The 22485-nt window shown below is 67.1% G+C and carries 19 protein-coding genes; 15 read left to right on the forward strand and 4 right to left on the reverse strand.

Annotation, left to right across the window (positions count from 1 at the left end):
- Nucleotides 1-61: 61 nt before the first annotated feature.
- The 12 genes from F9C41_RS16515 to F9C41_RS16570 all read left to right on the forward strand — a co-directional run bounded on the left by F9C41_RS16515 (nucleotide 62) and on the right by F9C41_RS16570 (nucleotide 12683).
- A complete protein-coding gene (locus F9C41_RS16515; protein ID WP_155387697.1) occupies nucleotides 62-382 on the forward strand; it encodes a hypothetical protein in 321 nt (106 codons plus the stop codon).
- Nucleotides 379-1836 (forward strand): APC family permease, encoded by a 1458-nt coding sequence (locus tag F9C41_RS16520; protein WP_155387698.1) that lies wholly within the window; start codon nucleotides 379-381, stop codon nucleotides 1834-1836. Before F9C41_RS16515 ends, F9C41_RS16520 begins: the two co-directional genes overlap by 4 nt.
- Nucleotides 1837-1839: 3 nt before the next feature.
- A complete protein-coding gene (locus F9C41_RS16525) occupies nucleotides 1840-2682 on the forward strand; it encodes a hypothetical protein (protein ID WP_155387699.1) in 843 nt (280 codons plus the stop codon).
- Nucleotides 2679-3875, forward strand: a complete 1197-nt coding sequence (locus F9C41_RS16530) for a pyridoxal-dependent decarboxylase (RefSeq protein ID WP_155387700.1) — start codon at nucleotides 2679-2681, stop codon at nucleotides 3873-3875. Before F9C41_RS16525 ends, F9C41_RS16530 begins: the two co-directional genes overlap by 4 nt.
- 428 nt (nucleotides 3876-4303) lie before the next feature.
- Nucleotides 4304-4690, forward strand: coding sequence for a recombinase zinc ribbon domain-containing protein (locus tag F9C41_RS16535; protein WP_155387701.1), 387 nt, complete (start codon nucleotides 4304-4306; stop codon nucleotides 4688-4690).
- Nucleotides 4687-5211, forward strand: coding sequence for a hypothetical protein (locus F9C41_RS16540; RefSeq protein ID WP_155387702.1), 525 nt, complete (start codon nucleotides 4687-4689; stop codon nucleotides 5209-5211). Before F9C41_RS16535 ends, F9C41_RS16540 begins: the two co-directional genes overlap by 4 nt.
- A 1957-nt stretch (nucleotides 5212-7168) precedes the next feature.
- The gene (locus tag F9C41_RS16545; protein WP_155387703.1) at nucleotides 7169-8065 is read left to right on the forward strand and encodes a radical SAM protein; all 897 of its coding nucleotides are present in this window, start codon (nucleotides 7169-7171) and stop codon (nucleotides 8063-8065) included.
- Nucleotides 8066-8067: 2 nt separating this feature from the next.
- A complete protein-coding gene (locus tag F9C41_RS16550; RefSeq protein ID WP_155387704.1) occupies nucleotides 8068-9318 on the forward strand; it encodes a methionine adenosyltransferase in 1251 nt (416 codons plus the stop codon).
- Nucleotides 9315-9971, forward strand: coding sequence for a class I SAM-dependent methyltransferase (locus F9C41_RS16555; RefSeq protein WP_155387705.1), 657 nt, complete (start codon nucleotides 9315-9317; stop codon nucleotides 9969-9971). The genes F9C41_RS16550 and F9C41_RS16555 overlap by 4 nt, the downstream gene beginning before the upstream one ends.
- On the forward strand, nucleotides 9968-10708 hold the full coding sequence (locus F9C41_RS16560) for a phytanoyl-CoA dioxygenase family protein (RefSeq protein ID WP_155387706.1): 741 nt from the start codon (nucleotides 9968-9970) through the stop codon (nucleotides 10706-10708). Before F9C41_RS16555 ends, F9C41_RS16560 begins: the two co-directional genes overlap by 4 nt.
- A complete protein-coding gene (locus F9C41_RS16565) occupies nucleotides 10705-11334 on the forward strand; it encodes an FkbM family methyltransferase (protein WP_230689664.1) in 630 nt (209 codons plus the stop codon). Before F9C41_RS16560 ends, F9C41_RS16565 begins: the two co-directional genes overlap by 4 nt.
- The gene (locus F9C41_RS16570) at nucleotides 11331-12683 is read left to right on the forward strand and encodes a hypothetical protein (protein ID WP_155387707.1); all 1353 of its coding nucleotides are present in this window, start codon (nucleotides 11331-11333) and stop codon (nucleotides 12681-12683) included. Before F9C41_RS16565 ends, F9C41_RS16570 begins: the two co-directional genes overlap by 4 nt.
- Here F9C41_RS16570 and gltX read toward each other — a convergent pair.
- Both gltX and F9C41_RS16580 read right to left on the reverse strand, forming a co-directional pair.
- Nucleotides 12680-14107: a glutamate--tRNA ligase gene (gene gltX, locus F9C41_RS16575; protein ID WP_155387979.1), complete on the reverse strand. Its 1428-nt coding sequence runs from the start codon at nucleotides 14105-14107 to the stop codon at nucleotides 12680-12682. The genes F9C41_RS16570 and gltX overlap by 4 nt on opposite strands.
- A gap of 526 nt (nucleotides 14108-14633) precedes the next feature.
- Nucleotides 14634-15440, reverse strand: coding sequence for a hypothetical protein (locus F9C41_RS16580; RefSeq protein WP_155387708.1), 807 nt, complete (start codon nucleotides 15438-15440; stop codon nucleotides 14634-14636).
- 473 nt (nucleotides 15441-15913) lie between these two features.
- Here F9C41_RS16580 and F9C41_RS16585 point away from each other — a divergent pair, with 473 nt between their 5' ends.
- Nucleotides 15914-16219: a hypothetical protein gene (locus tag F9C41_RS16585; protein ID WP_155387709.1), complete on the forward strand. Its 306-nt coding sequence runs from the start codon at nucleotides 15914-15916 to the stop codon at nucleotides 16217-16219.
- Between the two features lie 18 nt (nucleotides 16220-16237).
- On the forward strand, nucleotides 16238-16789 hold the full coding sequence (locus F9C41_RS16590; protein ID WP_155387710.1) for a site-specific integrase: 552 nt from the start codon (nucleotides 16238-16240) through the stop codon (nucleotides 16787-16789).
- 89 nt (nucleotides 16790-16878) lie between these two features.
- On the opposite strand, the gene F9C41_RS16595 is transcribed toward F9C41_RS16590, so the two are convergent.
- Nucleotides 16879-17835 (reverse strand): hypothetical protein, encoded by a 957-nt coding sequence (locus tag F9C41_RS16595; protein WP_155387711.1) that lies wholly within the window; start codon nucleotides 17833-17835, stop codon nucleotides 16879-16881.
- A 187-nt stretch (nucleotides 17836-18022) separates the two neighbouring features.
- On the reverse strand, nucleotides 18023-19534 hold the full coding sequence (locus F9C41_RS16600) for a tyrosine-type recombinase/integrase (RefSeq protein WP_155387712.1): 1512 nt from the start codon (nucleotides 19532-19534) through the stop codon (nucleotides 18023-18025).
- A gap of 389 nt (nucleotides 19535-19923) precedes the next feature.
- On the opposite strand from F9C41_RS16600, the gene F9C41_RS16605 reads away from it, so the two are divergent.
- Nucleotides 19924-22362 (forward strand): AAA family ATPase, encoded by a 2439-nt coding sequence (locus F9C41_RS16605; protein ID WP_196279805.1) that lies wholly within the window; start codon nucleotides 19924-19926, stop codon nucleotides 22360-22362.
- Nucleotides 22363-22485: the final 123 nt, after the last annotated feature.

Below are 22485 nucleotides of genomic sequence, written 5' to 3' on the forward strand. Positions count from 1 at the left end.
CGGTGGGCGGGCAACCGTGCCCGCCCACCATCCAATTGTCGTCTGGCGGGGAGAACCGAACATGACTGGCCTGATGGTGGGCACCGGCTGGTACGGCATGGTGCGCCGCCGCATACTCGACTCCGTCGCGATCTTCGCGGTGCGCCGTGACTGGCCGGACTGGCGCACTCACGAGTTCGTGTCGCCGCGGTTGACTGCGGCGGATGCGCTGCGGGCGGCGGCCGCCGACTACGCGTACTGGCGGCGCAGCCCGCTACGGCCGCGGGTGAGTGTCGTGCGGATGAGCGCGAACGACTTCCGCATCCACCGTGACCGACGCGATTGCGCGGCTCCGGACTGTGCAGTCGCCACGCCGGTGGCGAGTGACGGAGCGGTGCGATGACGCGCGCGACGTTGGCGCAGGGCAAGCTTGGCCCGGTCGGTCTGTGGATCATGGCTGTGGTGGCGTCGTCGCCGTTGACGGTCCAGGTCGGTGGTATCCCGACGATGTACGCCGCCACCGGGGTCGCGGGAGTGCCGCTGGCGTTCATCCTGGTGGCTTTCGTGCTGTACGTGATCGCTGTCGGTTACGCGGGCGCGGCCGGGCACATCCGGCATGCCGCGCCGCTGTACGCACTGATGGGACGCGGCCTGTCGCCGGTGGCCGGGATCGCCGCCGGTTTGTGCGCGCTGGTCGGCTACCTGGCGATCGGGACGTCGTTGTACGGGCTGTTGGGCCGGACGCTGGTCGGGCTGGCCCAGGCCGGGCCGTGGTGGGCGTGGTCCGCTGGCGCGCTGGCGATCGTCGCGGCGCTGGGGCTGCTGGGCGGGGTGAACAGCACCAGGTTTCTCGGCGCGCTGCTGGCGATCGAGCTCGCCGTGATCGTCTTCTACGTCGCCGCGGCGCTCGCGCAGCGCTCCGGACCGCTCACGCTGGCGCCGCTGGCGCCGTCAGCTCTGCTGGTGCCGGGTATGGCGGGCACGATCGCGTTCGCAATGGCGGCGTTCGTCGGGGTGGAAACGGTCCCGGCATACGCGGAGGAGGCCCGTGGGGGTGCGCCGAGCGTACGCCGGGCGATGCTCGCGGCGGTCGTCTTCGCCGTGGCGTTCTACGCGCTCGGTGCGTGGGCGATGGCGGTCAACGCCGGACCCGACCGGCTGTCGCAGATCGGTGCCGACGCCGCTGAGGGGCCCTTGCAGACGCTGAGCCGGGTGTTCGGGCCGGGCGTCGGGCTGCTGGCGACGATCCTGCTGATCACGAGCGTGATCGCCGCGATGTCGAGCTTCCACCAGGCGGGCGCGCGGTACCTGTTCGCGATGGCCCGGGAAGGCGTCTTGCCGGGCTACCTGGCCACGACGAGCAGGTCCGGTGACGCCGGCACTCCGGTGGCGGCGTCACTGACCCAGACCGGGCTGGCAGGGCTGGTCATCGCCGGGTTCGCGATCAGCGGCGCGGATCCGCTCGCAGTGATGTTCACTTGGCTGTCCACGCTGGGGGCGGTGCTGCTGCTGGCGCTGCTGGTAGTGGCCGCCGCGGCGGCGCACCGGTTCTTCGCCACCGGCCAGGGCACCAACGACAGCGTCATGGTACGGCAGGTCGCCCCGGTCACCGGCTGCGTGTTCGGTGTCGTGCTCATGGTGATGATGCTGGCCAACCTCGGCTCCCTGCTCGGGCTGCCGCCCGGCTCGCGCCGCTGGCTGACGCTGCCAGCGCTGGCGGTGGCGGCGATGCTGGCCGGACTGGTGTGGGGCGGTCTCGTGCGCCTGGTCCGGCCAGCCGCGCTGGCCGACGTCGGGCGGGTGGTCGCCGATCCGGTCAGCTCCCCGGTCCGGCGGCTCAGCAAGCTGGTGATGTGAGACATGACCACCAGCCACTCCTACAGCGGCCGGCAACCGACCCGCGAACCTGACCGCCACGACGAGCAGGCCCGCGATCAGCAGGCACGCCCGCCAGCCGAGCTGGACGACCTCACGCGGTACACCGACGCGCGGGTGCAGGCCATCGAGAGAGTCCGCCGCATGATCTCTCTATTCACCATCAACGTCTGGGAGCAGCGGTTCGCCGACCCCCTCGCTCCGCACGCCCTGGCCTACCTGTACCTGCAGCACGACCAGCGCCGCAAAGGCTACTTCCAAATCACGGCAGCCTGGCAGCTGTGGCTGGAACACCCCGAGGTGCGGGTGCTGCCGCGGCTGCTGTTCGAGCTGCACCACCAGCTCGCGCCCCGCGCGGCGGGGCCCGGTTTCGACGTCCGTGACGAGCTGTCGGTCGGCCGCGACGCTCACATGGCATCCGGGGCGGCCGGGGTGTACGCAGGCCTGGCGGTGATCAGCCTCGACACCGCCGCCGGTTCGGGGGAGAAGTCGCAGAAGACGGCGAAGTCCGCGCTCGACCTGCCCGCAGTGGCCAGGATCGTGCTGACCGACGGCGCGCTGATGGCCTGCCATCACGGCGGCCGGCAGGACTTCAACTCCTTCACCGTGGAGGCCACCTGCACCCTGTCGCACGGCACCGTGCGGGCGCTGTGCGACTGGAGCTTCATCGATCCAGACACGCTGCGACGACGCGAGACCGACCGCGAAGTTCTGCGCTGGGCAGGCGAGCTGTCCGACACGCTCGCCCAGGCCGACAACGGCCGCATCGCCGCCCTGCAGCAGGCCGAACACGGCACCAACCGCACCAGAGGGCGAGGGCGGGCATGACCGACATCGCTCCGCGTGACCTGCGCCCGCTGTGGGAGCAACTCAAGGCCGAGGCGGCCCAGGACACACGCACGAACATCGGCTTCCCCGGCGCCACCGACATCACCCACGAGCAACTGGCCGACCTGATGACCGGCGTGCTGCTGAACAACATCGGCAGCCCGTATGACCGCGGGCACGGCCGCAACCACACCAAGGACCTCGAGATCGAGGTCGTGAACCTCATCGCCGACCTATTCGCCGCCCCCGCCAGCCGCTGGGGGTACGTGACCGGCGGCGCCACCGAGGGCACCGAGCACGCGCTGCTGGACGCCCGCCGCCGCTACCCCGACGCCGTGGTCTACACCTCGGCCGCGGCGCACTACAAGATCGGCGATCTGGCGGACAAGTTGCTGATGCCCCTCGTGGTGATCGGCACCGACGACGGCGGGCGCATCGACGTGACCGACCTGACCGGCGAGCTCGCCCGGCGCCGGGACCGGCCCGCGGTGATCGTCGCAATCGCCGGCACGACGATGACCGAGGCCGTCGACGACGTGCCCGCCATCGCCGCGGCATGCGACCGGCTGTCGATCCGGCGGCGGCGGATCCACGTCGACGCAGCGCTGTCCGGGCTGCCACTGGCGCTGCTGCCCGTCGACGGCGTCCCGCGGTTCGATTTCAACGTCCGCGCCGTGACGTCGATCGTGGTCAGCGGGCACAAGTTCCTCTCGACCCTGACACCCAGCGGGGTGCTGGTGTACCGCGACCCACCCCAGGCGGCGCTGTCCGCCGCCGTGTCGTACACCGGCACCGCCAACGTGACGATCCCGGGCAGCCGTTCCGGGCACACGACCCTGCTGCTTTATGCGGCGCTGGCAGGTCTGGGCACCGAAGCGCACCGGGCCCGTGTACGTCGCTGCCGGGACACCGCACAGTACGCCTGCGCGCAGCTGTGCCGCATCGGCGTGGACGCCCGACGCCACCCCCACGCGTTCACGGTGTACTTCCCACCACCACCGGCCCACCTGACCCAGCGGTGGGTGATTCCCGCCGACGACCGGCACGGCCACCTCATCTGCATGCCGCAAGTCGGCAGGCAGGACGTCGATGCGCTGATCGCAGACTGGAAGCTGCCGATGCAACCGACCCCGGCCCAGCGCGGCAGGCTTTCGCGCCTACTGGCGGCCGGCGCAACGAGGGCTCAGCCATGAGCCCCGTACGCACAAGGCAGGGCTCAGGGACGGGACCGCCGATCAGGCATCACCGAGCGCACCGAGTCTGCATGCACGGCGGCGCCGACGCCGTTGACCGCCATTGTCGGCCGGCGCGGAAAACCGCGCCGAATGTCTCCGTCGCCGGCAGGGGGCGACGGACAGCCCGGACGAGAGGTGCCGGGCGGCGGCCAAGACCTGCCTACACCTGTGGCCGGGTGGGGAGATCTCTCCATCACCGCGGGCACGGTGCCGGTCCAAGGTCTGGGCCGCCATTCCCCCGACGACTCCGGCAGCTACCGGGCACGCCTCCACGTCGCCCCGCGGTTGAGGTCCGGCCACCCGCCGCGAACCTGCCGGGACCGGGGCAGGGCGAGCCTGACGCCTCCCACTCGCCCTGCCCCGCGCCAAGACCGAGAGGAGATGAAATGACCAGCGTGCGTCCAGCCACGACGGGACAGCCCACCCGCCAACCCGTCTCGTTCCAGCAGTTGCTGCACTGCGCATGGTGCAGCGGCCCGATGGCGGCCATGCACGCGGCCGATGGAACACGGGGCTACCAGTGCCCGCCACGCTGCAGCCGCAAGAACCCCGTCAACGCCGACTGGCTCGAACGGCAGGTCCTCGACGCGCTGCACCACCGGGTCCCGCTCGCCGACACCCCGAGCGTGCTGCAGGCGATCACCGTCGGTGCCGTGCAGCCCGGGCAGATCCGGCTGACCTGGCGTGTGCCCCACCTGACGATCGTCCAGCCACAGGACCGGCCGACCGTGCGTTTCGTCCCCGCCCGCAACCCGCAACGGAGCACACCATGACCATCACCGATCCACGCCCGAACCGCACCGACCTGATACGGGCGCTGACCAGGGTCAAACGTGTCTTCGTCATCCCTGTCAGCGTCGACGGGCACATACTGCTCCTGCGCCACGAGATCCAACGCCACGCGTACTGGACCTTCCCCACGATGGCCCGCCCGCTCCCCCGCAGCCATCTGAAGCCCCTGGCACACTTGCTCACCCGGGAGGCGCTGGGCATCGAGCCGTCGCAGCTACGCCTGGTCGCGATCTTCGAACCGACCCGCGCGCACGGGCGCGCGGCCGTATACACCGCGGCGCTGCCCGCCACCGGCGCGCAGATCATCACCAACCACGCTGGCGGCCCCGCCCGCCGGCACCCGCTGCAGGCGATGACGTTCACCGCCGACACCATCAACGCGCTCGACATCCGCCCGGCTGAGGTCACCGCCCTGCTGTCGACCGGCGGAGATCCTGCCCGCAACGCATCGCAGCTGCCCGACCTCGTCGACGCCGCAACCACCAGCCACCACAACCGATAGGACCTACGTGGACACTATCGACCTGCCCGTGCCCCACGACCGCACCGCACAACGGCTCGGCTGGGTCCAGCTGACAGCCGACCTGCGCGAATCGCTCAGCGCCAGTCTCGACTCCCCGGCGAGCCGCGCCGACGAGAAGTACAGCAGGTTCAGCCCCGGCCTCGCCGCCGTCGTGCACACCGCCGACACCGCGCCCACTTCGTCAAAGCCATCCACACCACCTCACCCCTGGCGGGCTGGTACCGCACCGAGGCCGCAGTCCCCTTCAGCACCGAACTCCCGCCAGCCGTACCCGTCCGGCCATGCCGGTATGGCCATGCCGGTCTGGCGGCGGGCGGAATGAGGGTGCGTTTCGCTCGACTGTCAGCTAGAGGAACGATGAGCGGACAGGTGGGATCAGCGTTGCTTCGCGACGCTGATCATTGACGGTGCATGAGTGGGCCCCGACACCGAAGAAGCAGATCAGCTCTCTGCGCTGACCTTGTAAAAGGCGCCTCCTTGGTCATCAATGGCGGTTGGCCTCAACCGGCTTTTGCCGCGTGTGCGATGGATGTCCCGGGCCTCTGGCCAACCTCGATCGCCTTTGCCTGACTGGCTGATCCAGCGCTCTCACTTGGCCAGCTAGATTGGCATGCCGTTACGGACACAACACACCTCGTTCGGCCAACAAACGCGTTCAACCTCGGGAGAACAAGTGAGTGAGTGGGCTGCGGTTGCCTCGGCCTTGATCGCCAGCATCGGTCTGGTGTTCGCAGGGTGGCAACTGATGATCATGAACCGGGCGGCTGCGCTAGAACGCCGAGTGGCCCGCGATGGCGTGGTCGTCTCCTGGCGCCCGGTCGAGGCTCCGCGCGGACCTGCGCCCGACGGGACTGCCGTTTGGCTCTACGAGGTCCAAGTGCACAATCCAGGTCGTCTTCCCGTTGACGACGTCCGGGTGGACTGGCACTTCCAATGCCCGGTACAGCGGAGACGCTCTGGTGCTCTTGACCCAGCAACCGCGCGCCTTCAGCTCTTTACGCCTGTCCTTCCTGGCGGCGATCAACGCCGTTGGGAACGCCGCCTTGTAATGAACTACGCCGAAGCCGAGACGGCGCTACCGGAAACCTTTGCGGAGGTGCACTTCGTCGACGTCGAAGGCCGACCCCAGACCAACCGCTGGCCGCGGGACAAACGGCGACACGTTAGCTGATATTGGCTGCTCCGCCTTCGCGGCAAATCGATGGCTGGCTAACCCGTTTGATCATGGTGGCCTGACGGAGCGCAGGCGGTCTACTGGCTGCTGGCACTCGGTGGCATCCCCGACCTGCGGGCTGGTGCTAGCTTCTGCCAGTCGGCCCGGACGAGGTTCCCGGCCTGTATCCCGTCCCGTTGGACCTCACCATGTGCCGTGTCGGCGCGGTACAGGACCTCGACGATGAAGCCCTCTCGGATCGCTCGACTTAGGACCGAACATGTCGGGCGCCTGGCGTCCTTACGCCTTTCAGAGGGGCCCGCTGGCCAGATCGTCTGGTGCTGTCCGCTTCAGCGTCGCGCCCTGGGACGGCCTGCTACCTCTCCAGCACGAGTTGGTGACGGCGAGAAACGAGGTGCTCGGCGGGGCCCAACCAGTAACGGCTTCCGACCTCACATGAGCATCGCGTACAACGCCCGGGAACGTAGCGCGCCACCCATCATCGACCTTGTGAGCGAACTCCGCAGCCTCCCGCCCGTGGAGATCGTGGTCACGAGCGTCAATCTGGTGTATCTCCGGCGGGAAGGCCGGGTCTAGAGGTGGCACGCGATCCACAGCGTGGGCCTGGACGGCACCGCGACCAGGCCCATGGTCTAGTCCGGCGGATGCAGACAGCGCCGTTGTCTGCATCCGCACGCTGGAAACCGCACTAGTAGGTGCCCGTCAATGGATCCAGGACATCCTCGCCAACTGGATTCGGAGACAGGCATGCTCAGTTCTGCTATGACCCAAGGCGCAGCGCCCTGGGAACTGGAGTTCGACTGGCACCTGACCAACAAGTGCAACTTCTTCTGCGAGTACTGCCATCCGCAGATTCGTCACGTCCTCAACCGCAAGCATCTCGACGAGCCCCCACCCGAGCTGGTAGTGCGCCGGTTCGAAGAGCTGGGCCGCAGCTGCCTGATCCACATGTCGGGTGGCGAGCCGTTCATGTACCCCGGCTTCGTCGAACTGTGTCACGGACTGACCACTCGAAACTTCATCAGCATCAACACCAACCTTGCCTCCGACGACGTCGAGGACTTCGCGGCTCGGGTTCCGGCAGACCGCGTGGCGAAGATCGTCGCCGCGGTGCACATGCCCGAGCGCGAGCGCCTGGCCCTGGAGTTGGACGCCTACGCCGGGAACTACCTGGCCCTGCGCAGGCGCGGGTTCGATGTCACGGCGCTGTACGTGCTCTACCCGCCGCTGTTGGAGCGCGTCGCCGGCGACATCGCGCGTCTGAAGGAGCTGGGCGTCGACCACGTTCGGGCCAAGGTTTTCAAGGGCGTGTATGAGGGCCGCCGCTACCCCGAGGGCTACACCGAGGCCGAGCGAGCGCTGATCCTGGCCAACTCGGGCGAGTACGTCTTCAACCGGCCCTACCTCGACGGGATGCTCTCCTTCCGCGGCCAACGCTGCACGGCCGGCGTGACGTCCTTCAAGGTCACCGTGACCGGCGAGGTCCGCAGGTGTGCGTCGGTGGCCAGCAGCTACGGCAACCTCTACGACGGCACCTTCCGGCCAGCCCAGGAGTACGACCCGTGTCCGGCGCGGAGGGTGCTGGTGCTCTCGCAGTGTCTCTCGTACCTCGTCAACCCGCCTGCCCACACCGCCGCCGACCGGGACGACGAGGAGTAGCCATGAACATCGTCATCCGCAAGGCGTGCATCGATCCCGACCGCATGCCCTTCGACGCCGCCGAGCGCAAGGGCATCGGGCACCCCGACAGCCTGGCCGACCTGCTCGCCGACGCGTTCTCGATCGGCTACTCGACATGGTGCCGTGACCGCCTGGGCGTCGTGCCGAACCACTGGGTGGACAAGGTCAACCTGGTGGGGGCGGCTGCGGAGGTCCGCTTCGGCGGCTTCGAGGTGGTCAAGCCTGCTGACTGCTACCTGTTCGGGAAGGTCACCGAATCTGTCGGCACCGTGTCGATCCCGATCGAGGCCATCTTCGCGGACGCGATCGAGACCATCCTGCCTGCGGCGCTCGGCGACAAGCGGATCTTGGAGCACCTGCGGCTGCACGTCAACAACACCAGCGGTGTCGCCACCGATCATGACCCGCAGTTCTACCGCCCTTCCGCTTCGGCAGGCGTGGCCTCGGTGCTGTCGACCGAGCGGGTTGCCAACGACACCGTGATATGCACCGGAGCCAGCAGAGTCGGACTTGCAGGCAGGCTCGCGATGAAGCTGGAGAGCTATGTGACCGGGCCCGATTTTCGGTCGGCGTGGCCTGCCGTGGGCACCGACGTGAAGGTGATGGTCGTTCGGGTCGGCACGCAGCTTGACTTCACGGCCGCCGTGCCGTTCCACCCGGAATCGGTGGCGTCCTGGCAGGACTACCGCGATGGTCTCGCCGCCGTCGAAGCGGCCCTGCGCTCGCAGATCGGCCGCCTGTTGGCCGACGACCCCTCGACAACCGCGCCAACATCGTGGTCGCTGCACCTCAATACCAAGGACGTGCCCGGCCGCGGCTACCTTGCTCCGTTCGGCACCTCGCTGGGCAAAGGCGACTGCGGGGTCGTCGGACGCGGCAACCGCTACAGCGGCGTGATCGAACCTTTGCGTCCAGCGAGCTGCGAGGCTGCGGCGGGCAAGAACCCGCTCCATCATGTCGGGAAGATCTACTCCGCGTTGTGTGCAGACGCCGCGTGCCGGATCTGGGAGCAGACCGGCGCGTATGCCGAGGTGCACATCGCGGCGCGCAACGGCCATCCGTTGCAGAGCCCGGCTCATGTCCTGGTGTCGCTCGACGCGGACGTTGATGTTCGGATGACGGCTGCAGTGCACGATGTGCTGCGCATGACGCTTGCCGGTGCTGTGGCGTATGCGGACCGATTCATTACCACGGATTTGATCGCGCGTTTCCGGGGCGGTGACCACGGATGACCACGGCAATCCTGTCGGCGGCGCACAGGGAGCATCTGGCTGATCTCAGGGGTCGGCCTGCGATCATCGACGGTGAAGGACTCATGCTCGGCTCGCAGTACGTCATGTTCTTCGCCGAGGCGGGCCTGATGCGCCGGCACGCAGCCCGCCTGGTCGCAGGTGTCAGTAGCCCGGACGTGCTGGAAATCGGTCTCGGCCTGGGCGTGTTCGCCGAGCAACTCGCGTCGATGGGTCCTGGCACCTACACGGCTGTCGAGCCCCACCCTGGGACGGCGCAGCTGGCCAGGGAGCGCGTGCTTTATCGATACGGCGGCCAGGCGACGGTCATCGCCGAGCCGTGGCAGCTGGTCACCTTTGCCGACGAGTCCTACGACGCGATCATGTACGACACGTGGCCGCCTGACGGGCTTGAAGACTCCGACTTCGCCACGTTCGTCGCCGAGGTCGCCGTGCGCTGCCTGCGGCCCGGAGGCAGGTTCAGCTACTTCCACAGCGGAACCACGCTCAGCCCCACCCGCCGCGACGTCCTCAAGCACCACTTCGCGTCCGTGACCGCTCATCCGTACGAGCTGCCAAAAGGGGAAACACCGGTCGCGTGGACGAAACCCACACGCCAGTTCCTGATCCCCGTCGCCACGAAAGGCCTACCGTGACTCGCCCGCTGCTGCGCGCGGCTGACCGACACAGGTTCGCCGCCGACGGGTATCTCGTGCTTCCGGACGCCGTGCCCCTGGATGTCATCGAAGTGCTCCGGCGAGAGGCCGACGGTGTTCGCGACCGGCTGCTCGCCGGCGTGGGCGGCGCCCACTGCCACGAGGGCCGGATCACCTGGTGGAAGCTCGCCGACGGCAGCGCCTATCTACTCAAGATCAAGCCTGTGCTGGACCGAAGCTCGGCGGCGTCGGAGCTTGCGCATGGCTCCTTGGCGGCGCTGGCCGGTGACCTGCTCGGGACCCGATCGATCTTGATGGAAGACAAATTCATGTACAAGCAGCGCCTTGGGGACATGCCTGCACCGGAGGATCTCCCAGTGCTCGGCGAGGAGATTCGTAAGCACACCGATGCCGCGTACTTTGCTGCCCGCGGCTACGACCGAGTGGTCACCGTCGCAGTGTGCCTGGACGACTGCGAACCGGATTCAGGTCCGCTGAGAGTTTGGCCCGGCTCCCACCGCACCCGATCTACCATGGTCTCGACCCGGCATCAGGGCCCCGTGGTCGCCGACGCCGACGCGCCCGACGCAGCCGCTGAAACCCTCACCGTTCCCGCAGGCACAGTCATCGCCTGGGACGCCGCGCTCGTACACGCAAGCGAGCAGAACCAGTCCGGCAACCCTCGCAGGCTCCTGGTCCTCGGGTACGCAGCCGCTTCAACGGTCGGTGCCGCATGACCATACAGCCTTATAGCCAGCCGGTGCCCTTCCACAGCCAATGGGGAGAGGACCGATGGCTGGCCGACCATCGTATCGTCCCGGCAGCGGGATGGTTCGTCGACGTCGGCGCCGGGGATGGCACCACAGGCAGCAACACCCTCTACTTCGAAGGCATCGGCTGGCACGGCGTGTGCATCGACCCCGATCCCCGCAACGCGGCCGGACTTGCACGCCGCACCTGCGGCATCGAGACCGTCGCGATCTCCGCCGAAGCCGGACTGCAGGTCTTCAGCATGTACCGGCCGAAGCCATCCTGGTCCGGCCTGGGCCGACGCGGGGCCGGCTACGACGTGGTCACCATGACCTGCACGCCTCTTGAAACACTGCTGGCCGGATATGCCATCGACCTGATCGACCTGCTGAGCATCGACGTGGAAGGCAACGAACTCGACGTCTGGCAGTCCTTCGATCCCGACCGACACCTCCCCTCCATCGTGATCATCGAGTACGACGACAAGCTCCACGAACGAAGCACCGCCGCCATCCACCAGCAGCTGGGCCGGGAGGCCTACGGTCTCGTACACAGGACACCGGCGAACCTGATCTTCCAGAACCGGCATCGCCCCTGGCAGCGGCGCTCATGACTACATCGTCCACCTGGGCTACCGACCAGCTCCCCCACGGCCGGATCATCGTGCTGTGCGGCCGCGCCGACGACGCTCAAGCTTGGAGCGATGCCCTCGGCGCCGACCGCTGCCTGGCCGTGGCACTGGACCCGCTCGCACTGACCGCAGTAGGCCACACGGCCGCACCAAGCGGCGCCCGGCTGGCGTGGCACCACGAACAGCTAGGCAACCTGGACACCGCATCAGCCCTCGCCCGGGCGGCCGACAGTCATGATCCGCTTGGCAACGCGTTCGTGATAACGCCCGATCCGCTTGACCCGCCCCACGTCGGTCGGCGGCGGCACATCGGCGCCCGAAGACGGCACTGGCGCGCGTTCGAGGACAAGAGCCTGGTCGACGCGCTCTGGGATGTCATGTCCATTCCACGGCCGCCCAGCATCAGCACGTCCATGGTTACCGACCTGCAGGCGCTGTCCGGACTGCTCGGCATCAGCACAGGCGTTGTTTGCGGCCTGCAACAGGTGGGTGCCGCACCCACTGGCGGGGCGCAGGGCATCTGGTGGTGGCATGCCCAGCCGCCGCCAAGCCTCACCGCACATCCCTTGACCGGCTACCGTGCGCGGCTCATGCCTTTGATGCACGGCACCGCCGTCCGGCTGCACGGGATGGTCCTGTCCGAAGACGTGGTCGCTTTCCCGCCTATGGAGGTCATCACCCTGCCTCGACCGGGTCACGGCACATTTCTTCCCTGCGGCAGCGCCGCCACCCTGGGGCCGATGCCCGAGCTCAGCGCGCTTACTCGGCGTATCGGTGACAGGTTGCGAGAGACGCTTGCGTACAGAGGTGCGTTCTCCGTCGACGGGATCCTCACCGATGACGGCTTCCTCCCGACGGATCTCAACACCCGGTTGACCTCAGCCATGGAGGCGGCGCCGGCTGCGCTTCGGGTTCAGCTGCAGGCCGCCAACGTACTCACCCGCGAGGGGGCCGACCTCGATGGCAACGCGCTGATGGCAATGGCCGAGCAGGCCTTCGACCGCGGGTACGTGCACACCCTCTATGGCGCTTCCACTGTGGTCGCCGCGCCGCCAGGTGCTTCGATCGGTGTCCGCTGGACGGCGACCGGATTGGCTGAGGTGCCAGTGGCCAACGCCGACGGGCGTCTCGACCTGGCGCCCTCATTACGTGGATGGACCCTCACAGCCCGATTACGCAGCGACCGTCTACCCGGCGGCCGTCCACTCGGTGCACACGCTGTAAAGGTCTTCAGGTATGCCGATGCGCGGTTCGGAACAGATTTCGGCGAGCTGATCCCGCCGTTTGGTCAAGGCGGGACCAGCGTGCCGAGGCCCCGGGTGGCCGGTTAGTCGCCTGCCAGGGCGGCCGCCGCCTTGATGCGCTGCAGGGAACGCTCCCGTCCAAGCACCTCAAGGGACTCGAACAGCGGCAGACCCACGGACCGTCCGGTCACGGCGACGCGTACGGGGGCCTGCGCCTTACCGAGTTTCAGCCCGTGCCTCTCCCCGACCTCGACCAGCGCCGTCTTCAGCGCCTCGGCCTCCCAAGCGGGCAGGACCTCGAACGCCGCGATCACGTCTGGGAGCACGCCCGCGTCCTTGCTGGCCTTAGCCCACGCTGTTTCATCCAGCTCGGGCTGGTCGCAGTACAGAAAGTCGACGTAGCCCACGACCTCGGCCAGCAGGCTGATGCGCGTCTGCGCCAACTCAGCGACGCGGGAGAAGAGCTGCGCGTCGTACTGGTCGGGCTGCCACGGCGGCGCGGCGATCCCGAAACCCGTCTCGGCTCGCTCGGCCTCGCTATTGAACGGCCCCGTCAACCACGGAGCGCAGGCGTCGATGAACTGCTCCACGCTCAACGCACGGATGTACTCCCCGTTGAACGCCGCCAGCTTCTTGATGTCGAAGAACGCCGGCGCCGAGTTGACCTCGTCCAGGCGGAACTCGTCCTCGATCACCGTCCACGGCACGATCTCGCGGTCGCCTGACGGCGCCCAGCCCAGCAACATGAGGTAGTTGCGCATCGCCTCAGGCAGGTAACCCTCGTCGCGGTACATCTCCAACGCGACCTTGTCCCGCCGCTTGGACAGCTTCTGGCGCTTCTCGTTCACCAAAATCGGGGTGTGAGCCCACGTCGGCGGCGTATGCCCGAGGGCCTCCCACAGCAACTGCTGCTTCGGCGTGTTGGGCAGATGCTCCTCCGCACGGATCACATGTGTGATCCCCATGGTCACGTCGTCGACCACGTTAGCCAGCAGAAACACCGCCGAACCGTCGCCCCGCGCGATGACGAAGTCCTCGATCAACTTGTTTTCGAACGTCGGCTCGCCACGCACGAGGTCCTTGATGACGGTGACGCCCTCATCGGGTGTGCGGAAGCGCAACGCTCTGCCGTCGGCTGCGGCCAGGCCGCGATTGCGGCAGTGGCCGTCGTAGCCAGCGTACTGGTTGCCCGTGCGAGCCTGAACATCGTCGCGGGAGCAGTCGCAGTAGTACGCCTTGCCAGCCTGGAAAAGCTGGCGTGCCGCCGCGGTGTGCTCGCCTGCGTACGCAGACTGAAATAGCGGGCCCTCGTATTCATCCGAACCCACCCCCAGCCACGCCATAGCGCGGACGATCCCCTCAGTCCACTCCGGGCGCGATCGGGCCGTGTCGGTGTCTTCAATCCTCAGCACCAACGTCCCGCCCGACTGTCGAGCCACCACCCAGTTCAGCAGCAGCGACCGTGCGTTGCCGACGTGGAACATACCGGTGGGAGACGGGGCGAATCGCACCCTCAGCGCGGAATCAGACACGACCGCCAGCTTACCGGGCTACCCCGGTGCGCTTCGACGACATTCGGTCGCAGTGGCGTTGAACGTGACAAGTTCAAATGTTCAATCGCGTGGAAAGCCAACTGAGGCGGCGCCTGATGTGGCGTTGCTCGGTGCCCGCCACATGCAGAACCGTCGATGCAGCATTCGGGTCTGAGCCTCACAGTTGCATTGAGCCCTGGCATGCTCGAGGCACACGGGTGCTGTGAGTCGTCGCCGCGCTCACGTCCGTAGCTGCCCGCGACGACGATGTTCGCCGGGTTCCGGTTCCCACCGGGGAAATCGCGTCGCGGTGGTATCTGCAGTTCAATCTGTCATACTGCGACGTCGAGGATCTGCTGGTCGAGCGTGGAGTCGAGGTCGACCACGTCACGGTCTACTGGTGAGTGCAGCGGTTCACAACGCTGCTCGGCGACGCGGCACGGTTCTATCGGCACTCGCCGGGTGACTCAACCAGCCGCACACGCTCCTACGTCGAGGGCTCCGGTTAGACATCCGGGCCGACCTCTTCACACCAATCTTGCTGCTGACGGAGCAACGATGTCATCAGCATTATCGCGACTACAGCGTTCCTCGGTGTCAGGTGCTTCACAACCGGCTGATGCACCACAGCATGACGAGACAACTGTTCGGGAGGTGGTGCACCCTCGGTTTCCCGCCAGGGTGTGAAGAAGCTGGGTATGGGCGCCATGATGATGTCGGTCAGGAACGAATTGACCTGGAACTGGCCACCTTCGTCAAGTTCGAGCCGCGCCCGGCTGTATTTGCTGGTGCGGGCCAGTTTGTTCTGCCACGCGTCACGGGCACCGAACGAGTCGTACGCACGAACCCTGGGCGTGGACGCCCAGACCGCCATGGATTCCGTCATGTTGACCGCGAGGGCGGTCGCTGGCTCCACATGCCCGGCCCGATACGCCGCAATCACGGCACTGGCGAGATGTCTGGACTCGGCCAGCGCCGGCTCATCACATTCCCCGATAACTCGCGCGCAGTCATCCACTATGTCGGCGCCATCGCGTATGAGGATCGCGTCGACATTGTCTCGGTCAGGCGAGGCCACCAGCTCCTTGACGATCTCCACGGAAGGAACCCAGGCCAGCGGAACGCCATATTTACGGGCGAATGCCAGCAGGCGTGGACCTTTAACGGCCGAGCCCCAGCAGTTTCGCGGCCGACCCATCTCCAGTGCCATCATCAACGCCGGCCACGTCGCCGCCTTCGCGAGCACATCCGGATCATCGAGGTGAACTCTCGCCTTCGCGACGTCACCGAAGCGGATTACCCGAGCCCCCATGATCGATTATTGTGCCAGTTGCACGCTTTGCCAGCCAACGTGTTAACCCCTCCGAGTGACACCAGCTCACGATGTCCGACAGAGGAATCGCGGGGTTGACCAGCCTGTGGGGTTTCAAATCCGGTCACGCAGCCTGAGCTGGCCTTCACGCGACGCGTTCGTAGTCGTTGATCCGCCCGCCGAGACCGGCCGCCGTTTGATCCGCTCCAGCGTCCGGTCGGCGCCCAGCTGATTGCGGTGGTAATAGCGCCGGTGGCGCTATGACGAGCCCGGCTGTGTCCGCGGCTCGTTAACCGAGGCGTAGCGGCGGTGCCGGCCCGCAAGCGGCTGACCGGCAGGTTGCGGGCGGCGGCCCGTGTGGCAGCCGCCGATGGCGGACGCGCGGTCGTGCAGGCCGCGCGCGACCACAACGTGTCCCGGCCGGTCGTGTCCGCGGCGTTCATCGCCTATGCCGGTCGCACGTTCAGCAGTACTTGTCCCCCGGCATCGGCCGGATCCGGCTGCGCGAGCTGCGGACTGGTGACATCCAGCGGCTGTTCGACGCCCTGGGGGTGAAGATGAACCGGTATGACAAGCCGTTGACGCCGGCGACGTTGCAGCGAGTGCGGGCCACGATCCGGCGGGCGCTCCACATTGCGGTGCAGGAGCAGCTGATCGGCAGCAATCCGGCGTTGGGGTTGCGGCCGCCAAGTCCGCGGCGGGTGCGGCCGGTGGTTTGGTCGCATACCCGGGTCGCGGCGTGGCGTGAGACCGGGTGGCGGCCGAAGGTCGCAGTGTAGACGCCGCAGCAGCTCGGCGTGTTCCTGCGCCGGCACGGCGACGACGCGCTGTACGCGCTGTGGTGGCTTGGTGCGGTCACCGGACTGAGGCGCGGCGAGCTGGCGGGGTTGCGGTGGACCGATGTCGACCTTGAGAGCAGCGAGCTGACGGTTGCCAATCAGCGGGTCTCTGTCGGCGGGGAGGTCACCGACGGTGACCCGAAGACTGAGGCGGCCGCGCGGACCATCGCGCTGGACGAGCTGACCGTGGCGGTCCTTCGGGTGCACGCCCAGGCCGGGTGGTCGTCGACCGGCGCGGGCGGTTACGTGTTTTGCTGGCCTGGCGGGCGGCCGTTGCGGCCGGACTGGGTCACACACCGGTTCGCTGAGCTCGTCGCCTCGTCGGGGTTGCCGCCGATCCGGTTGCATGATCTGCGGCATGATTCGGCGACGATTGCCTGGCCACTGGGGTCGATCTTCAGGTGGTGCAGCGGCGGCTGGGGCACACCAGCTATGCGTTCACTGCCGACACCTACGGTGCGATCTTGTCGGAGCAGGAACGTGAAGGTGCGGATGCGACGGTGCGGGTGATGCGGGCGGCGTTGTAGCTCGTGGGCCGGGCATCGTGCGATGCCCGGCCCACCATTGAGAGCTCGTGTGACTGTGTGCGCAGGTGCCGGCTACGTGGCCCGGCGGCGCCGCGGAGCCGCCTTCGAGGGGAGCAGGCGGTACAAGTTTGGGCGGTCGGTGTGCAGCTTTCGTGCAAGGTCCGAGAGGTTGACTTCGGGGATGTCCGGGTGCTGCTGGATTCGGTCGAGGCCCTCCATTCGCACTCGCAATGAGAGTCGCGCCTGGTCCAGCATTGCGGTGGCGGCTTCCCGACGCAGCCAAGCCTCGACTACTTTGGCGACGATCGGGGCTGCAACATCGGTGATGTTCAGCGAGCGCGAATCGCGGAACTCTTCTGCTAGCTCGAAGACGGTGGTTCCGTATGTCTCGGACGCCAGCAGGGTGTCCTCGTTGACACGGACGTCGATGATGCCAGAGCGATGGGTGCGGATGGTGTACCAGTGCATGCCGTACACGAGCAATACACAGTCCAGGTCCCAGCCAGTGCCTGCCCGCAGTTCGTCAGATCCGATGGCGTGTGCCAGCAGCATGCGCCGCGCATCCTGGATCGCTTGCTCTTCGTCGGCGTAGTGACCGTATACGCCGATGATCTCGTGGTCCTCGTCAAGTTCCCACGGATTTAGAGAGGTTACGTCGAAGTCGATTCCATAGTCGCGCTTCTTGAGCGCCTCGAGCTCATCGGTTGCCTTCTTCAACGCGTCTGCGGCGGGTCGGTAGCCGAACTCGAGTACCCAGAACTCTCCGAGCAGGTTCACGTGTTGCCAGTATCGGTTCTCGACACGGTAGTACTGCGGCCTCGTGCCGTAGATCGAGTCGGCGGGCGCATCCGTGCTGGCTGCCGAGCCGTTGCGACGATCGGGGACGGTCGCATCGTCGGTTGTCTCCGAGTGCGTTGCTTCCAGTTCGTCCCGTAGTTCGAAGTCTGCGATGACGTTGTCTCGGTCGGAGCCTTCAATCCGCTTGCCGATCAGTTGTGTGAGCTGCCGAAGGTCGTGGAAATTAGCCACCGTAACCTCACCCGATAGTGTGTCAGTGAGACACATGCTACATCGGATCAACACTTCGCGCCGCCCGCGCAATGAGCACGTACGGATCTCGTCACCTCGGGCGACGATGCGGATTCGGACCTGCACCGCCACCCGAGGTGAACTCTTTCGCTGGCCTGCCGCCAACTCCGCAGTCGAGATCCGACGTTTATCCGACCAGCGCGAGGGTCTGGCCGGTGGGCGTCATGCGGCGCTGCCGAGGGACCGGACCGCTGGTAGGGGCAGGCCGGCGGGTGCGGGCGATGACGTCGGCGGCGGCGTTGGCGCTCTTAAGGTCGACTTCGGCGAAGACCTCGGTGTAGGTGTCGGCGGTGATAGTGATCGAGGAGTGACCGAGCTGGGTGGAGATGGACTTGATGTCGGCTCCGGCGGCGTGGGCGATGCTGGCCGCGCCGTGGCGCAGGTCGTGCAGCCGGATCGGAGGCAGGCCGCTTGCGGTGCGCAGCCGGTTGAACAGGTCGGTCACGAAGGCGGGGTGGAGTGGGTTGCCGTCGGTGTCGCAGAAGAGCATGTCGTGGTGGTGCCAGCGGGGTCCGCGTAGCTGTCGCAGGTTGCGTTGGTGGCCGATGTGGGCGCGCAGGACTTCGAGGCTGTAGTCGTCCAGGGCGATGACCCGGTCGCCGGCTCCGGTCTTCGGGGGCTTCTGGACGGGTTCCCAGCCGTGTTGGGCGATCTGGTTGGTGACGATGATCCGCTGGTTGGTCAGGTCGAGGTCGGCGTGGCGCAGGCCGACTGCTTCGCCGCGGCGCAGGCCGCGTAGGGCGATGATGTGGAACAGGGCGTACAGGGGGTCGTCGGCGATGAAGTCGAGGAACGTCCCGGTCTGCTCGGCGGTCCAGACCATCACCGGGCTGGGCATCTCCCCAGTGATCTTCCAGGCGGCGACTCGTTCGGGGGTCCAGACGCGGGCCTTGGGCCGCCCGGCCTTGGGGATCTTGTAGGCCTTGGCGGCGTTGACGGTAGCGAGTTCTTCGCTGATCGCGGCGGTCATCGCGGTGCTGAGTGTGGCGCGGATGCGCCGGTAGGTGGAACGGGTCTGGGTGCGCTGGCCGCGAACGCTTTCGCGTACGTGCGGGTGGGGACTCTGCTTGGCTTCGAGGATGGTCTCGTTGCGTTCTTCGAGGGCTTCGAACATGGCCCGCACGTGCCGCAGCTTGAGCTCGCTGACTTTGATGTCGCCAATGTGCGGGATGAGGTAGAGGTTGACGTGGGAGCGGTAGCCGCGCAGCGTGTTGGGGTCCACGCCGCATCGCCCCAGCCATTGCGGCAGGTATTGGGCCATGGTCGCGCCGCCGTCGAGCGGGGTCCCGGCCGTCGCGCGTCGGCGGACGGTGTCGAGGTCGGGTAGTGGTCCGGCCTTCGCTTCAAGGATCGCTTCGGTGACCTCTGCCGCAGCGGGGCGGTTGTCGCCGGCGACGGCGAGTAGCTGGGTGACGTGGTCGCGGTCGGCTTCGGCGGCTTCGGCGGTGGCGAACCCGCCTCGCCGCAGCTGCTTTCGCGCGCCGCCTGGCAGTGTGGGCAGGGAGCGCTGGTAGCGCCAGCTGCCGTGCTCGGTCCAGGCGCCGTCGTCGCCGCGTAGCTGCGGGCATCCGGCGCCCAGCGTTTTTGCGGTCCGCGGGTCGCGGCATCCGCATCGTTTCGAGATCGTTCCTTGGCTCATTGTGGGGCTCCAAAAGGATCGGTGGAGCCCCATGGACGCTCTGCTCCCCCACGTGATCAAGTGGATCGGCTTGCGCCCGATGCATAGCTGACCAGGCGCGATGTCCACGTTGCCGTCGGCGACCCCGGCCGATGCCGGCTGCGGCGAGCACGGGGCCAGACGTTTGCACTCGACTGGCGGCGCTTAGGCCCGGCAACTAGCGCCTCTACATACATGCGGCAGAGATCATGGCGCGGATGGTCACCGCCTAGATGTGGCGAGATCCCTCTCGCATTCTCGAGGTGGGCGCTATTGGAGTCGTTCGTTCGTGGCGATGGCCAAGACTGAACGGTGTCGGCTGGTGCTGCGTTCGGTTCGAGTTCGCTTGTGAGCGCGGTGAGGAAGTCGGCGTGTCGCAGGTCGGACGTAACGTGGCTGGGTCGGTCTTTGACGATCGCGTCGGCTGTGAGGTGCGGATGTTCATCGCGAATGTCTTTGTCAGATTCTTCCGCTCGTTCAACTATGACTATCTCCGTAAGACGCATGAGCAGGCCAAGCCCCATCCGTGGGACAAGGTCGGCGACGACGAGTTGTTCTACCCGTTTGTGGCGGTGTCGTTGGAGAAGGACATCACCACGGTCGTCGGTGCCAACGAGTCGGGTAAGAGCCAGCTTCTTTCCGCGATCGAGATGGCGCTGAGCGGCGAGGACATCCAACGTGGGCACTTTTGCCGCTACTCGCAGTTCTTCGCGGTCAACGCCGGGACGATGGCTCTGCCTGACTTCGGTCTGGAGTTCAGGGATCTGACCGCGGCCGATCGTGCGGGTCTTGAGGCGGCGTGCAAGATCTCGAAGCTGGACCAACTGCAGTCGTTCGCGGTGTTCAGGTTCAACGGCGGCGAGCCTGTGGTTTACCTCCAGATCGCCGACAGCTGGACAGACCATCAGGTTCGTGACCCTCAGGCCCTTGCAAAGCTGCTGCCCCACACGTTTCGGATCGAGTCGGCCGTTCCGCTGCCCGACAGTGTTCCGCTGGCCTACCTGGCCGCGGGCAAGTGGACCCGCGGTGTGCGTGGCCGCGAGGAGCGGAAAGCGATCATGGAGGTGCTGGAGCAGAACAGCGAGAGCTGGTTCGGCTCTGCAGAGACGCTGACCGCCTCGGCAACCAGCGTGATCAACGCGATCAAGCCTGCGCCCCGGCCTGAGGATCTGCGCAAGCGGTTGAAGCTGGCCGACGATCTGCTGGTGAAGATCGCCGACGTCGACCGGTCTGCGTTCCAGGAACTGCTCGGCGCGGTGCGCGAGGACGCCGAGGGTTTCGCCAACGGCATCGTCAAGCAGATCAACCAGGCCCTAGCCGCCTCGTTGAACTTCCCGAAGTGGTGGTCGCAGGACCTTCACTTCGAGTTGCTGGTGACGCTGCGGGACCAGGATCTGGTGTTCACGATCCGCGACCGCACAGGCACCGAGTACTCCGCGAGCGAGCGCAGCGGCGGGCTGCGGTACTTCCTCAGCTACTTCGTGCAGTACCTCTCCCACGAGGCACCCGCCGACGGCAGGCGGGAAGTCCTGCTCATGGATGAGCCGGACGCGTTCTTGTCGAGCATGGGCCAGCAGGACCTGCTGCGGATATTCGAGGATTTCGCATCGCCCGCCGATCCCGATCGACGATCGGTACAGGTCGTCTATGTCACCCACTCCCCGTTCCTGATCGATAAAAACCATGGGGACCGGATCCGGGTGCTGGAGAAGGGCGAGGGCGACGAGGGCACCCGCGTAGTCAACAACGCCGCTCGCAACCACTACGAGCCGCTGCGCTCGGCGTTCGGCAGCTTCGTCGGCGAGACGACGTTCATCAGCAACTGCAACCTGATGGTCGAGGGGATGTCCGACCAGATCCTGCTCGCCGGGATGGCGGCACGGCTGCAGCGGCTGGGCACCGCACGGACGCAGAATCTGGACCTGAACACGATCACGCTGGTGCCGGCGGGTTCGGCGTCGCACATCCCGTACCTGGTGTACCTGGCGCGGGGGCGTGATGTCGACCGGCCCGCGGTGATCGTGCTGCTGGACAGCGACACCGCAGGCGACGTGGCACGCCGCGGCCTGGAGCGGGGCGGGCCGAACAACAAGCAGCTACTCAAGCCCGCCTTCATCCTGCAGGTCGGCAACGTTGACGGGACCGTCGCCTCGAGCCCGCACGGCGTACGCGAAATCGAGGACCTGGTGCCTGCGGAGATCGGCCTGGCCGCTCTGCGGCGATATGTGGCCGACTTCGTGGGCAGCGAGTCGGCCAGCAAGGTCGCTGGCCTGCAGCCGGCCGATCTGGTCTTCGTGGCGGACAAGGGCCTGCACCACAGCCTGGAGAACGCCGCCCAGGCGGTGCTAGACGAGGGGTTCCACCTCGACAAGGTCGGCTTGTCCCGCGCGGTCGCCGACGTGATACGCGACAGCGGCCGGCCCGGCTCTGAATCCCAGCAGGTGATGGACGCCAACTTCCGCGCATTGTTCTTCGAACTGAGCGCCCGGCAGCGTCGGGCCAGCAGGGAGATGGCGACGGAGAAGACCAGCTCCAAGATCAAACGCGTGCGGGGCGGGTTCCTGCAGGACCACCCCCACGGCGCCACCCGCGAACAGGTGACGGTGATGCTGGAGGAGATCGAGGCGCATATCGAGGAGTCGCCCTACACCGAGCAGCTGAAGGCCGACCTACGCGCGATCAGATTCAGGTTCGAGCTGTTGGCCGACCCGGGCTCGCCGGTCGCTGACTTCGACGGACTGTGTGAGGCACTGGGGGCCTTGACGTATGTGGAGGAGCGTGAGTCTCAATCCCCGGCCCGCGCCGGTTAGCGGCCCGCTGTCGGCAGAGGTCTGGCACCGCCCGCTCGGCTCCCGCACCGGCGGGCGGTGAATCGTCGAACCCTATGCACTACGAGCGTCGGTGACGGGTCTGTTGCGTAGAGCCTTGGCGTG

The organism is Catellatospora paridis (assembly GCF_009720365.1).
Taxonomy (GTDB): domain Bacteria; phylum Actinomycetota; class Actinomycetes; order Mycobacteriales; family Micromonosporaceae; genus Catellatospora; species Catellatospora paridis.